Below are 224 nucleotides of genomic sequence, written 5' to 3' on the forward strand. Positions count from 1 at the left end.
CACGGCCTTCACTTAACCCGCGTCCACAGTTTTGTTCTGCAAAAAATCGCTGCCTTACAGCCTTTTACTTCGAGCTTGCCATCTTTCCGTAATGTCAGATAGCCCGTCGCCGCACCGTCGCCGGTCTCGGGATCGTAGACCGACCCGCCTTTCCATTCTCGCGGGCCGCCTATGAACCCGGATAATACAACCAGCCCTTTGAGACGCCGGTTGCGTAATGCGCG

The 224-nt window shown here is 56.7% G+C and carries 1 protein-coding gene; it reads right to left on the minus strand.

The annotated features are described in order from the left end of the window. Nucleotides 1–8: 8 nt before the first annotated feature. On the minus strand, nt 9–224 hold a 216-nt coding region (locus AB1K62_RS14705; RefSeq protein ID WP_367004710.1), incomplete at its 5' end, for a DUF2147 domain-containing protein.

Origin of the sequence: Parasphingorhabdus sp. JC815, from assembly GCF_040717415.1 — a bacterium.
Taxonomy (GTDB): Bacteria; Pseudomonadota; Alphaproteobacteria; order Sphingomonadales; family Sphingomonadaceae; genus Parasphingorhabdus.